This is a genomic window from Halomonas sp. ABH4_019, assembly GCF_056159885.1.
This window is the reverse complement of record NZ_JBSWWC010000004.1, coordinates 145,724-158,545: the sequence shown is the minus strand read 5'-3', so window position 1 is coordinate 158,545 and position 12,822 is coordinate 145,724. Positions and strand designations below refer to the sequence as shown.

Annotated in this window: 11 protein-coding genes; 3 read left to right on the top strand and 8 right to left on the bottom strand. The window is 69.7% G+C overall.

The window, feature by feature from the left end:
• The first annotated feature begins 31 nt into the window (after window positions 1–31).
• From ACXAFN_RS16415 to ACXAFN_RS16405, 3 genes are all read left to right on the top strand, one after another.
• Window positions 32–1,033: a TRAP transporter substrate-binding protein gene (locus ACXAFN_RS16415; protein WP_474990426.1), complete on the top strand. Its 1,002-nt coding sequence runs from the start codon at window positions 32–34 to the stop codon at window positions 1,031–1,033.
• A gap of 106 nt (window positions 1,034–1,139) precedes the next feature.
• Window positions 1,140–1,691, top strand: a complete 552-nt coding sequence (locus tag ACXAFN_RS16410; RefSeq protein ID WP_474990424.1) for a TRAP transporter small permease — start codon at window positions 1,140–1,142, stop codon at window positions 1,689–1,691.
• A gap of 9 nt (window positions 1,692–1,700) precedes the next feature.
• A complete protein-coding gene (locus ACXAFN_RS16405; protein ID WP_474990422.1) occupies window positions 1,701–2,999 on the top strand; it encodes a TRAP transporter large permease in 1,299 nt (432 codons plus the stop codon).
• 9 nt (window positions 3,000–3,008) lie between these two features.
• On the opposite strand, the gene ACXAFN_RS16400 is transcribed toward ACXAFN_RS16405, so the two are convergent.
• From ACXAFN_RS16400 to osmF, 8 genes are all read right to left on the bottom strand, one after another.
• On the bottom strand, window positions 3,009–4,868 hold the full coding sequence (locus ACXAFN_RS16400) for a protein kinase domain-containing protein (RefSeq protein ID WP_474990420.1): 1,860 nt from the start codon (window positions 4,866–4,868) through the stop codon (window positions 3,009–3,011).
• Window positions 4,869–4,954: 86 nt separating this feature from the next.
• Entirely contained in the window at window positions 4,955–6,559 is a 1,605-nt protein-coding gene (locus ACXAFN_RS16395) for a dihydrolipoyllysine-residue acetyltransferase (protein ID WP_474990418.1), read from the bottom strand.
• A 28-nt stretch (window positions 6,560–6,587) separates the two neighbouring features.
• Window positions 6,588–7,565: an alpha-ketoacid dehydrogenase subunit beta gene (locus tag ACXAFN_RS16390; protein WP_474990416.1), complete on the bottom strand. Its 978-nt coding sequence runs from the start codon at window positions 7,563–7,565 to the stop codon at window positions 6,588–6,590.
• Window position 7,566: 1 nt separating this feature from the next.
• Complete coding sequence (locus ACXAFN_RS16385) at window positions 7,567–8,784, bottom strand: thiamine pyrophosphate-dependent dehydrogenase E1 component subunit alpha (RefSeq protein WP_474990414.1); 1,218 nt, start codon at window positions 8,782–8,784, stop codon at window positions 7,567–7,569.
• Between the two features lie 192 nt (window positions 8,785–8,976).
• Window positions 8,977–9,735, bottom strand: coding sequence for an ABC transporter permease (locus ACXAFN_RS16380; RefSeq protein ID WP_474990412.1), 759 nt, complete (start codon window positions 9,733–9,735; stop codon window positions 8,977–8,979).
• Entirely contained in the window at window positions 9,728–10,672 is a 945-nt protein-coding gene (locus ACXAFN_RS16375; RefSeq protein WP_474990410.1) for an ABC transporter ATP-binding protein, read from the bottom strand. The genes ACXAFN_RS16380 and ACXAFN_RS16375 overlap by 8 nt, the downstream gene beginning before the upstream one ends.
• Window positions 10,669–11,877: an ABC transporter permease gene (locus ACXAFN_RS16370; RefSeq protein WP_474990408.1), complete on the bottom strand. Its 1,209-nt coding sequence runs from the start codon at window positions 11,875–11,877 to the stop codon at window positions 10,669–10,671. The genes ACXAFN_RS16375 and ACXAFN_RS16370 overlap by 4 nt, the downstream gene beginning before the upstream one ends.
• Window positions 11,874–12,797 carry a glycine betaine ABC transporter substrate-binding protein OsmF gene (osmF, locus tag ACXAFN_RS16365; protein ID WP_474990406.1) on the bottom strand — a complete coding sequence of 308 codons (924 nt, stop codon included), beginning with the start codon at window positions 12,795–12,797 and terminating at the stop codon, window positions 11,874–11,876. The genes ACXAFN_RS16370 and osmF overlap by 4 nt, the downstream gene beginning before the upstream one ends.
• Window positions 12,798–12,822: the final 25 nt, after the last annotated feature.

The following is a 12,822-nucleotide window of genomic DNA, read 5'->3' as shown; positions in this document are numbered from 1 at the left end:
CACGCTGGCTCACCCAGGAGAGGATTCGCCCATGCCCCTGCGCCATGCCCTGCCCCGCCTGGCGACCGCCGTCGCCCTCGGCGTCGGCCTCGCTACCCAGGCCGCCACCGTCCAGGCCGCCACCGAGTGGGACATGCCCACCCCCTACGGCGACCGCACCTTCCATACCGTCAACATCCGCGAGTTCACCGATGACGTGCGCGAGGCCACCGACGGCGAACTGGATATCACCGTGCACGCCAATGGCTCGCTGATCGGTCACGCCGAGATCAAGAACTCCGTGCGCCGCGGCATCGTGCCGATCGGCGAGCTGATCATGTCGCGGTTGGCCAACGAGAATCCGATCTTCGAGGTCGACTCCGTGCCCTATCTGGCGGCCAGCTACGACGACGCCCGGCGCCTGTGGGACGCCTCGCGAGAGGTCATCGCCGAGGAGCTGTCCGCCCAGGGCCTGCGCCTGCTGTTCGCCGTGCCCTGGCCGCCCCAGGGCATCTATACCCAGCAGGCGATCGAGGCACCGGAGGACCTGCAGAACCTCAGCATGCGCGCCTACAACGCCGCCAGCGAACGGCTCGCCCAGCTGGCCGGGGCGGTGCCCACCCAGGTCGAGGTGCCGGACATCCCCACCGCCTTCAGCACCGGACGGGTGGACGCCATGATCACCTCGCCGGCCACCGGCGCCGATACCAAGGCCTGGGACTATCTGAGCCACTTCAACCACGCCCAGCTGTGGCTGCCCAAGAACATGGTGATCGTCAGCGAACGTGCCCTCTCGCGGCTCGACGACGCCACCCGGGAGGCGGTGATCGAAGCCGCCGACGCCGCCGAACAGCGCGGCTGGGAGATGAGCCGCCAGGAGACCGACGATGCGCTGGCGGTCCTGAAGGACAACGGCATCGAGGTGTCCACCCCGACGCCGGCGCTGGCCGCCAAGCTCGAGGAGATCGGCGCCACCATGACGGATGAATGGGCCGAGCGCGCCGGCGAACAGGGGGCGACCATCCTCGAGGCCTATCGCGCCGGCGAGGAATGACACATCGACCGTGGCGGCCCGCGAGCGCGTCGGGCCGCACCGCCCCTCCCGCGGGGCCCGGGCGTCGCGCCCGGGCCCACAAGGCAAGCGACAGGGAGCCGCCGCCATGACCTATCGCCTCAGGCCCCTCTATACGCTGGGCGGCTACCTGTCCGCCGCCTGCCTGGTGCTGATCTGCGCCCTGATCAGCGCCCAGATCGTCGGGCGTCTCATCGATGTCCTGGCCACCGCCCTGGGCGGCGAGCGGATCGGCCTGGCCATTCCGGGGCTGGCCGAGATCTCCGGCTTCCTGCTGGTCGGCGCCACCTTCCTGGGGCTGTCCTACACCTTCATCCATGGCGCCCACATCCGCGTCACCCTGCTGATCGGGCGCTTGCCGGGGCGATCCCGGGTCGTCGTCGAGGCGGCCTGCCTGAGCGTTGCCCTGGCGCTGTGCCTCTACCTGGCGTACTACCTCTTCCGGCTGCTGGCCGACAGCATCGCCTTCGGCGAGACCTCCTACGGCCTGCTGAGCATCCCGCTGTGGCTGCCGCAATCGGCCATGCTGGCCGGCATCGTGCTGTTCTGCCTGGCGCTGGGCGAGGCCTGGTGGCAGGCCCTGGTGGCCGCGGTACGCCATCCGGAGACCTTCACCCTCGACGACGACAGCCCGGACTGAGGCCTCGCCATGCTGATGCTGACCACCACTCTGTTCGTGACCCTGCTGGTGCTGCTGGGCAGCGGCGTCTGGGTCGCCTTCTCGCTGCTCGGCCTGGGCTGGTTGGCGCTCAGCCAGTTCACCACGATTCCCACCGGCGACGTCATGGCCTCCGACATCTGGGGCGCCAGCTACAGCTGGGAGCTGACCGCCCTGCCGATGTTCATCTGGATGGGCGAGATCCTGTTCCGCTCGCGGCTGGCCGACGACATGTTCACCGGGCTCTCGCCGTGGATGCAGCGTATCCCCGGCCGGCTGCTGCACACCAACGTGGTGGGCTGCGGGCTGTTCGCCGCGGTGTCGGGCTCCTCGGCGGCCACCTGCGCCACCATGGGCCGCATGACCATCCCCGAACTCACTCGCCGCGGCTATGACGAGCAGCTGGTGATCGGCACCCTGGCCGGCTCGGCCACCCTGGGCCTGCTGATCCCGCCCTCGATCATCCTGATCGTCTACGGCGTGGCCACCGATCAGTCGATCGCCCGACTGTTCATCGCCGGCATCTTTCCCGGGCTGCTGCTGATCGGCCTGTTCGCCGGCTACCTGATGCTGTGGGCCTGGCGGCATCCCGACCGCGTGCCGGCGGCCGATGCCCGGCTGTCCTGGGGCGAGCGCCTGCGCCGCTCGCGGCGGCTGATCCCGCTGCTGGCGCTGATCGTGGGCGTGATCGGCTCGATCTACGCCGGCCTGGCCTCGCCCACCGAGGCCGCGGCGGTGGGCGTGGTGCTGTCGCTGCTGCTGGCCAAGGTGCAAGGCAGCATGGACCGCGGGGTCTTTCGCGACGCCCTGCTCGGCGCGGTGCGCACCTCCTGCATGATCGCCTTCATCCTCGCCGGCGCCTCCTTTCTCACCGCCGCCATGGGCTTCACCGGGCTGCCCAGCGACCTGGCGGCCTGGATCGGCACCCTGGGGCTGTCGCCGGTGATGCTGCTGGGGGCGCTGACGCTGCTGTTCATCCTGCTGGGCTGCTTCCTGGACGGCATCTCGGTGGTGGTGCTCACCACCTCCATCCTACTGCCCATGGTGGAGGCCGCAGGCATCGACCTGATCTGGTTCGGCATCTTCCTGGTGATCGTGGTGGAGATGTCGCAGATCACCCCGCCGATCGGCTTCAACCTGTTCGTGCTGCAGGGCATGACCGGCCGCAACATCCTCAGCATCGCCTGGGCGGCGCTGCCGTTCTTCTTCCTGATGATGCTCGGGGTGCTGCTGATCGGCCTCTTCCCGGAGATCGTCACCTACCTGCCCGGCCTGATGGGCAATCGCTGACGGCGTGGCTCAAGCTTGCCGCCCCGCCTCGGCCTCCCGCCGGGCGGTGGCCAGGGCGGCCCGCGGGTCCCGGGGATAGAAGCGCTCCGGCTGGCGGGCCACATGGGCGAAGACCCGGGTATCCTTGTAGGGCATCTTCATGAACCCCGACACCCCGAGCCCCTCGATCAGCGCCACGGCGTCGAGGATGTCGTCGAGGCGGCGGCGGAATTCCTCCTCCCGTGACGGGTCGAGCAGCCGGTAGTGGCTGTGGATCTTGAGGTGCTCGGGCAGCGCCTCGAAGATGATCATGCCGGTGTGATGGATGTCGTTGAGCGCCTCGAGGGAGGTGATGATGGCCTCGGGCAGCACCAGGAACTCCTCGGGGTCCGGGCCGTCCTCGAAGTAGCTGTGCAGTCGCGAGCGGTCCTCCAGTTCCGGCACCGCGCTGACCTCGTACTCGAGCCGCATGTCCGGGGTGATCACGAAGGGGCGCTCCGGCCCCTCGCGCTCCAGGTGCAGGGTGTCGCGGGCGTTGAACAGGCAGCTCTTGAAGATGCCCCGGCGATGGATGGCCCGGGCCAGGGTCACCATGTTGTTGACCGCGGCGACGAAGGCCGGCTTGAGGCTCGGGTCGTGCAGGTTGAGCGAGGAGTCGAGATAGACACCGTCGGCCTCCCAGCGCACCGCCAGCCCGCCGACCACCGGATACTTGCCAAGCCGGCTCACCGCCGCCAGGAAGGCCTTCTCGGTCTCGCCCATGCCCTGCATGAAGTTCTTGTAGTAGCGATCGAGCTGGACATCGTTGACGTCGTTGAGGGTCTCGCGCACGCCCTCCTCGCGCAGGAAGGACTTGCGCGAGCTGTAGACCACGGTGTCGATCTCGCGATCGGCGGGCCGGGTCCACACCGGCACCAGCGGGGATTCCGGCGGGCTCGGCAGGTCGAGCATCACCAGCTTGCCGAGCCGCGGCATCTCGCGAATGAAATGATCGCCGGCCCTGAGGCGCACCCGAGGATCGGGATCGAGCATGCCGTCGAGCATGCGCGCGAACTCCCTGGGCAGGCCGAGCGAGGTGGCCGGCATGGCGCGGTGCCCGAAGCGGCACGACTGCGCCGAGGCCAGGGCGTAGAGGGTGCCCGCGGCGCCCTGCTCGTCGAAGCGCGGCGACGACAGGGCGCCATTGAGCTGGTCCTCGCCGATGAAATAGACGTCGCCCAGGCGGGCGTTGGTCTGCTGCAGGTTGTCCGACATCAGTTCCATGACGTTGGCGGCCACGAACTGCTGGTTGGCGTCGAGCTGGGCGAACACCGATGAGCCCCAGTCGATCAGCGCGATGGTCTCGTCACGCTCGTCGAACACCAGGTTGGAGGGCTTGATGTCGCCGTGCACCACGGGCCTGCCGGCGGGCCCGGACTCGCGGCGCAGCGCGCCCAGGATATCGGCCAGCTGGGCGGCGATGCGCACGATCAACCGCGGCGACAGCCGCCCCTCGCGCAGCGAGACCTCCTCCAGGTTGTCGCCGGGAGCGCGCTGCATGACCAGGATCGACTGGTTGCGCACCCGCTGGAAGACCACCAGGCCCGGCACTCGGGGATGGGCGACCTGCTCCAGCATGAAGGCCTCCTCCTCGAGGCGGTCCTGCAGGTGCTGGGGCAGGTTCACCCGGGTGAACTTGAAGACGTACTCCTCGCCGCTGGCGGTCAGCCCGGCGAACACGAAGCCGTAGGCGCCCTTGCCGATCAGCTCGATGCGCCGATAGCCCAGCTGCTCGAGCTGGGCCCGGCACAGCGCCACCCACTCCTTGAGCTTGCGCGCGTCGTGGTGGCTCAGCAGGTAGACCGACTGGTCTTCCGGGATATAGAACTGCTGCAGCGGCGCCTGTGTCATGTCGTCGTTCTGCCTTCAGCGGACGCATCTCGGCCCGGGGCGATGCCGCCGCGTGACCCGAGCATCGTGGCCGCGGCGGCAGCGGCTCAGGAGAGTTCCAGAAGCATGGTTTCCGGCGCTTCGAGATACTCCTTCCAGGCATTGCAGAAACGGGCGATGGTGCCGCCGTCCAGCAGCCGGTGGTCGCCGGCCCAGGTGACGGTCATGATCGCCCGCCGGCTGACCTCGCCTTGCGCGTCGAAGCGCGGCAGCCACTGACTCTTGCCGATGGCCACGATCGCCACCTCCGGGGCGTTGATGATCGGCGCGGCATAGGTGCCGCCCAGAGCCCCGATGTTGGAGATGCTGATGGTGCCGCCCTGCAGGTCGGCCTGGGACACCCGCCCCTCCCGGGCCTCGCCGGTGAGGCGCTGGATCTCGGCCGCCACCTCGAGCAGGCTGCGCCGCTCCACGCCCTTGACGTTGGGCACCATCAGGCCCGCCTTGCCGTCCACCGCCATGCCGATGTTGCAGCTCGGCAGGTAGTGAATCTCGTCGGCGGCGTCGTTGAGCCGGCTGTTGAGCAGCGGGAAGTCCTGGATCGCCAGCGCCATGGCCTTCATGAAGAACGGCATCAGGGTGAGCCGGGTGTCCCGGGCCTCGGCCCGGGGCTTCAGGCGCTCGCGCAGCGCCAGCAGCTCGGTGACGTCGATCTCCTCGCCGTACTGGAAATGCGGAATGGTCGAGGCCGAGGCCACCATCTGGCGCGCCATGGCGGCACGCACGCCGCGCAGCGGCTCGACGCGCACCTCGCCCGGCGAGGTATCGGCAGACGCCGCCTCGGGGCCCGGCTTGGCCGCCGGGGCGGTGGCAGCTGCGCCGCCGCCCTCGACGAAGGCCATCACGTCGCCCTTGAGCACCCGGCCGTCCTTGCCGGAGCCGGGGATCTCCTCCAGGCGCAGCTCGTGCTCGCGCACCAGGCGGCGCACCGCCGGGCTCGCCGGAATGCGACCGTGGCGCCCCCGGCCCGTGGCGCCCGGCGCCGGCCGCGAGGCGGCCGATGTCACCGCCGGCTCGACCCTCGGCGCCTCGCCTCGATCCGGGTGATCGGCGTTGGACGACGCGGCCTCCTCGCCCGCCTCGGGCACATAGGCGAACAGCGGGGCATGCACCTTGGCGATCTCGCCCTTGGCCACGTGCAGCCGGGAGACCCGCCCAGCTTCAGGGGCGGTGATCTCGACCATGGCCTTGTCGGTCATGACGTCGACCACCGGCTGATCCTCGTCGATCGCCTCGCCCTCGGCCACGCGCCACTCGACCACCTCGCACTCGACGATGCCCTCGCCGATATCCGGCAGGATAAAGTCCTTGGCCTGGCCTGTCGGAGCAGACGCTCCGCCTGGGCTCGACGGCGCGGCCTGGGCCTCCGGGGCGGCCGTCGCCGACGGCGCTTCGGCCGCGGATTCATCGGTCCCGCCGTCGGCCTCGTAGGCGAACAGCGGCGCATGCACCTTGGCGATCTCGCCCTTGGCCACGTGCAGCCGGGTGACCCGGCCGGCCTCCGGCGCGGTGATCTCGACCAGCGCCTTGTCGGTCATCACCTCGACCACCGGCTGGTCTTCCTCGATGGCGTCGCCCTCGGCGACCCGCCATTCCACGACTTCGCACTCCACGATACCCTCGCCGATATCGGGCAGCTTGAACTCGGTCATTTTCCTTCTCCCGTCCTGATATCGGTCGTCAAAAGTTCACGCTTTCGCGAATGGCCTCGAAGACCTTGAGGTGATCCGGCAAGTACTCCTTCTCCAGGGTCAGCGGGAAGGGCGTGTCCAGGCCGGTCACGCGCAGGATCGGCGATTCCAGGTACAGGAAGCAGCGCTGCTGGACGGTGGCGGCGATCTCGCCGGCGAACCCGCCGGTGAGCGGCGCCTCGTGGGTCACCACCAGCCGGCCGGTCTTGAGCACGGATTCCGCCACGGTGTCGGCATCCCAGGGCAGGATCGAGCGCAGGTCGATGACCTCGCAGGAGATGCCCTCCTTCTCGGCCAGCTCCACCGCCTTGTCGATGATCTCCATCTGGGCGCCCCAGCCCACCAGGGTGACGTCGGCGCCTTCCTTGGTGACCTCGGCCTCGCCCAGCGGCAGCTGGTAGTCCTCCTCGGGGACCTCGCCGGTGGAGGCGCGATACAGCCGCTTGGGCTCGAAGAACAGCACCGGGTCCGGGTCGCGGATCGAGGCCAGCAGCAGCCCCTTGGCCTCGTAGGGATTGCGCGGCACCACGATCTTGAGCCCCGGGGTGTGTGCGAAATAGGCCTCCGGCGACTGGGAGTGATAGTGGCCGCCGGAGATGCCGCCGCCGTAGGGCGCGCGGATGGTCAACCCGCCGACGTTGAACAGGTCCCCGGAGCGATAGCGGAACTTGGCGGTCTCGTTGACGATCTGGTCGAAGGCCGGAAAGATATAGTCGGCGAACTGGATCTCCGCCACCGGCACCGAACCCTGGGCGGCCAGGCCGTTGGCGAAGCCGACGATGCCCTGCTCCACCAGCGGGGTATTGAAGCAGCGAGCCTTGCCGTAGCGCTCCTGGAGATGGCTGGTGGCGCGGAAGACGCCGCCGAAGCCACCCACGTCCTCGCCGAAGCACAGCACCTTCTCGTCCTCGACCATGGCGATGTCCAGGGCGTTGTTGATCGCCTGCAGCATGTTCATGGTCGGCATCTCAGGACTCTCCCTCGTCGTTGGCGTCGGTGCGGCTCACCTCGGGGTCCAGGGAGCGCGCGCCCCTGGGGTAGGCATCCGGGTGGAGGCGGATATGCGCCTTGAGGGCGTCGAGCTGCTGCTGCAGGGCCGGGGTGACCTCGGCGTAGACATCGCTGACCAGGGTGTGAAGGGCCGGCGGCGGGCGCTTCTCGGCGCGCTTCATGGTGTCCAGCACCTCCCGGCGCAGCCGCTCCTGAAGCTCCTTCTCCTCGTCGTCGTCCCACCAGCCCTGGGCAGACATCCAGCGCTGCATGCGCAGGATGGGGTCCTTCTCCCGCCAGGCCTCTTCCTCCTTGCGCGAGCGGTAGCCGGAGGGATCGTCCGAGGACGAGTGCGCGGCCAGCCGGTAGGTCATGGCCTCGATCAGCACCGGCTTGTTGTGCTCGACGGCGATGCGGCGCGCCTCCTCGGTGGCGCGATGCACCGCCAGGATGTCGTTGCCGTCGACGCGGATCACGTGCATGCGATAGCCGAAGGCCCGCGGCGCCACGCCGTCGGCGGCAAACTGCTCGATGGCCGGGGTGGAGATGGCATAGCCGTTGTTGCGGCAGAAGAAGATCACCGGCACCTCGTGCACCGCGGCCATGTTCAGCGCGGCGTGGAAGTCCCCCTCCGAGGCCGCCCCCTCGCCGAAGAACACCAGGGTGCACAACCCCTCGCCCGCCAGCTTCTGGCCGTAGGCGTAGCCGGTGGCCTGGGGAATCTGGGTGGCCAGCGGCGAGGAGATGGTCATGTAGTGGAGCTTGCGCGAGCCGTAGTGGATCGGCATCTGGCGGCCCTTGCCGTAATCGAGCTCGTTGCCGAACAGCTGATTCATGAACTCGTCGAAGCTGAAGCCGCGGTAGACCAGGGCGCCCTGCTCGCGGTACTGGGCCATGATCATGTCGGCGTCGTCCAGCGCCGCTGTGGCGCCGATCACGGCGGCCTCCTCGCCGGTGCACTGCATGTAGAACGACAGCCGGCCCTGGCGCTGGGCCGCCATCATGCGCTCGTCAAGCACCCGGGTGGCGATCATCGCCCGGTAGATGGCCCGGGCCTTGTCGCGATCCAGCGTCGGCGCCTCGGCGCCCTCGTGGAGGGTGCCCTCCTGGGTGAGGGCCCGATAGGTGGGAATGCTGAACTCGTCCCCGGCCATGAATTCCGGCGCGTGGATGTCTCGCGTTGTGGTCATCGTCATGATCCTTACCCCTTTTGGGGGCAGTGTTGTCTCTATTCTTTCGGACCGCCAGGGGATTGCCCCGACGCCGATCAACGCACGGATTTGACGTTAACGTAAACTGCGATTGTTGGATAGTCCTCGATTGGTCGCAGAGGCACCCGACCATCCCGCCGACACTGCCCAGTGCCGGCGACGACTCACCAAGCAGGCTCAGGCCTCCGGCGCGGCCGGCTGCAGACGGGCGAACACGCTGTCCACGGTCAGCGCCAGCAGGCCGATCAGCAGGGCTCCCTGGAGCACGTAGGCGGTGTTGCCGTTGACGATGCCCGAGATGATCGGATCGCCCAGGTTGCTCGCCCCCACCGTGGCGCCGATCGCCGCGGTGGCGATATTGATGGTCACCGAGGTGCGGATGCCGGCCAGGATCACCGGCGCGGCGAGCGGCAGCTCCACCTGGCGCAGCAGCTGCCCGCCGGTCATGCCCATGCCGCGGGCCGCCTCGCGCACGCCGGGGTCGATGCCCTCGAGCCCCGCCAGGGTGTTGCGCACGATCGGCAGCAGGCCGTAGAGCAGCAGCGCCACGATGATCGGCAGGGTGCCGAAGCCCAGCACCGGCACCGCCAGCGCCAGCACCGCCACCGGCGGGAAGGTCTGGCCGATGGAGGCCAGCTGGGCGACCAGCGGCAGGAAGTCGCGCCCGGCGCGGCGGGTCACCGCCACCGCCGCCCCGACCCCGATCGCCACCGCGGCCAGGGCCGCCACCCCCACCACCAGCAGATGGCGGCCGAGCAGGGTCAGGAAATCGGCCCGGGCGTAGACGACGCTGCGGCTGTCGGGCTCCACCAGGCGAAACAGCGCCTCCAGGTGCGCCATGCCCAGGCAGGCGCCGAGCAGCAGCCCGGCCCACACCAGCGGCACCCGCCAGCGATGCTGCGTGCGCGCGACGCGCCGACCGGCCGCCTCAATCATGGGCCCGGGCCCCCACCAGCTTCCGCAGCGACAGCTCGCCGATCGGCATGTCCTCGTCGTCGACCACGGCCAGGCGCTCGGCGTGGCGCCACAGCATGATCGACAGCGCCTCGCGCAGCGAGGCGTGCTGCGAGATCCGCTCCCGGGGCAGCAGCCGCGGGCTGAGCGGCAGCATTCGCTCGCTGACCGGCAGCAGCGCCGCCTCCTTGAGGCCGCGATCCTCGCCGCCCAGCAGCGACTCGACGAAATCGTCGGCGGGCTCGCGCAGCAGCGCGAGGGGATGGCCCTGCTGGCGGATGCGCCCCTGGTCCATGACCACCAGCCGGTCGGCCAGCCGCAGCGCCTCGTCCATGTCGTGGGTGACGAAGACGATGGTCTTGTGCAGTCGCGCCTGCAGCGCGCGCAGCTCCTCCTGGAGCGTCTCCCGGGTGATCGGGTCCAGCGCCCCGAAGGGCTCGTCCATCAGCAGGATATCCGGGTCCGCGGCCAGGGCCCGGGCCACGCCGACCCGCTGGGCCTGGCCGCCCGACAACTGGCGCGGATACTTGCCGGCGAACTCGTCCATGGCGAGCCCGAGCATGGCCATCAGTTCCTCCACCCGCTCGCGGATCCTCGCCTGGGGCCATTTCAGCAGCCGCGGCACGAGCCCGATGTTGCGCTCCACCGTCCAGTGCGGAAACAGGCCGGTGCTCTGGATGGCATAGCCCATGCGCCGGCGCAGCGTCTCCTCGCGGAAGTCGCGGATCTGCTGGCCGTCGATATGGATCTCGCCGTCGCTATGCTCGATCAGCCGGTTGATCATGCGCAGGGTGGTCGATTTGCCGCACCCTGAGGTGCCCACCAGCACGCAGAGCTCGCCGCGTTCCACGCGCAGCGAGATGTCGTCCACCGCGGTCGTCGCGCCGAAGCGCCTGGTCACGTGGATGAGTTCGATCATGTCGCCCCTCCCGGGCGCAGCAGGTCGGTCAGGGCACCCAGCAGGGCATCGGCGACGAGCGCCATGACCAGGATCGGCAGGGCACCGAGCAGCACCAGGTCCATGGCGGCCTGCCCGAGCCCCTGAAAGATGAAGGTGCCCAGTCCGCCGGCGCCGATCAGCGCGGCGACGGCGGTCAGGCCGATGGCCTGCACCGCGGTGATGCGGATGCCCTCGAGGATCACCGGCAGCGCCAGCGCCAGGCGGACCTGGCGGAACACCTGGCCACGGCTCATGCCCATCCCCCGGGCGGCATCGATCACCCCGGGGTCCACCTCGTCGAGCGCCACGTAGGTGTTGCGCACCATGGGCAGCAGGCTGTAGCCGACCAGCGCCAGCAGCGCCGGCGCGGCGCCGATGCCGCTCACTCCCAGCGCCGCCAGCCACTCGACGTGGGCGGCCAGCCAGGCCAGCGGCGCCAGCAGCAGGCCGAACAGCGCCAGGCTGGGGATGGTCTGCAGGAAGTTGAGGACCGCGAAGCCCAGGGTACGCACCCGCTCCCAGCGCCGCATGACCAGCGCCAGGGCCACGCCGAGCACCAGGCTGATGCCGACGGAGGCGCCGACCAGCATCAGATGCTCGCCGACGGCGGCCACGAAACCGGCGCTGCGCCCCTCGAATTCCTGACGCAGCGCCAGCGGCGCCAGGCCGAAGGCCAACCAGCCGGCCAGGCTCGCCAGGGGAAGCAGCAGCAGCGACCAGCCCAGGGGACGGGCCAACGCCAGGCGCGTGCGCAGCTCGATGGTCGCCAGCAGCAGCAGGAAGAGCGCGCCCCAGACGCCGGCGCCGACGCCCATGCGGGCCTGGGGCAGCTCGGCATCGATCAGCCTGGCCGCCGCCAGCGCCAGCCAGGCCGGCAGCGCCGCCAGCATCGCCACGACCAGCCCCAGGGCCCAGCGCAAGCGCCGACGATCGGGGCGCCAGGCCAAGGCCAGCACGGCGAGCATCGGCAGCAGAGTGATCACCAGGCCCGGCCATCCGGCGACCTCCCAGGCGGCCTGGCCCTGCCCCGGCACGATGCGGTTGGGGGCCACGCTGACCGCGTCGAGCCCGAGCCAGGCGACAAGCGTCGCCAGCAGCAGGCTCGCGAGCACGACATTGGGGCGAGGCACGTCCCTGCTGTCTTCCTCTTTGTGCACCCCGCCACTCCTCACCCCATCGATCATTCGTCGAGCGTATCGAGGAAGTCGCCGGCCACCTCGGCCGGATCGAGGCCGTTGACGGCCACATCGCCGTTGAGGCGTTGCAGGGTATCGCGGTCCAGGGCCTCGAAGACCGGGGCCAGCAGGGACTCGATCTCGGGATGGGCCTCGAGGACGCTGGCACGCACTACCGGCGCCGGCTGGTAGACCGGCTGGACGCCCAGGGTATCGTCCATCACCACCAGGTCCAGGGCCTTGAGGCCGCCGTCGGTGCCATAGGTCATGGCGGCGTTGACGCCGCTGGTCTGCTGGGCGGCGGCGCGCATGGTGGCCGCGGTGTTGCCGCCGGAGAGCACCAGCAGCTCGTCCTCGGCAAGCTCGAAGCCGTAGGCGTCCTGGAAGGCCGGCAGGGCCTGGGGCGATTCGACGAACTCGGCGCTTGCCGCCAGCTTGAAGTCACCACCCTCGCCGAGATAGCGGGCCAGGTCCTCCAGGCTCGCCAGGTCGTGCTCGCGGGCCAGCTCGCCGCGCACGCTGATCGCCCAGGTGTTGTTGGCATCGGCGGGGGTCAGCCACACCAGATCGTTCTGTTCACGGTCCTTCTGCCGGACGGTGGCGAAGGCCTGGTCGGCGTCCTTCCACACCGGACTGTCGGCCATGTCGAAGAAGAAGGCGCCGTTGCCGGTGTACTCGGGGTAGAGATCGATTTCACCGGCGGTCAGGGCGCCGCGCACGATGCTGGTGCCGCCCAGTTGCAGGCGATTCTCGACCTCGATGCCGCCGCCCTCCAGCCGCTGAAGGATCAGTTGCCCCAGCACCGAGCCCTCGGTGTCGATCTTGGAGGCGACCACCACCGGTTGCCCCGTTTCCTGGGCCTGTGCCGTGGCCAGGGTCATCAGGGTACCGGCCGCGACGGCGGCGAGACGCGACAGTGCTGGCTTCATGGTTACCACCCACTTCCTTTATGAA